The organism is Vibrio sp. OPT46, assembly GCF_015163535.1.
In the GTDB taxonomy this organism is placed as follows: Bacteria; Pseudomonadota; Gammaproteobacteria; order Enterobacterales; family Vibrionaceae; genus Vibrio; species Vibrio alginolyticus.
Genome location: NZ_JADDYG010000743.1, coordinates 1 through 333, shown reverse-complemented (window position 1 = coordinate 333; position 333 = coordinate 1). Strand labels below are relative to the sequence as shown.

Annotated in this window: 1 pseudogene; it reads right to left on the bottom strand. The window is 37.8% G+C overall.

Annotation, left to right across the window (positions count from 1 at the left end):
* Positions 1-145: 145 nt before the first annotated feature.
* Positions 146-333: pseudogene (locus IQR33_RS26690) on the bottom strand (hypothetical protein); the annotation flags it as partial.

The window sequence follows — 333 nt, the reverse complement described above, 5'->3', positions numbered from 1 at the left end:
TAATCAGTGCTTGCATTGTCTTTAGTTTGCTAGGTGGATAATCTTACTGTTTTACAACAAAAAAATCGCATGTTCAAAAGAACGATGCGATTTTTAAGTTAAAGATTGAAGATTTGTTCTGAAAGACAGCTTTCGATTTACCCAGTTACATGGTCCAAGTGTTGTCTCCAGAAGTAATCACTTTCTGAATTGGGTCACTACCGTCATAGAACCAAATTTCAACAAGTAGGCTACCTTGGCTATCAGAAACATTAAAGTCGACATTTGCTGTACCATTGTTGAGTGGAACCGATGCGACTTTGCTTGGGTATTTTGCATCGTAGTTACCTGAAC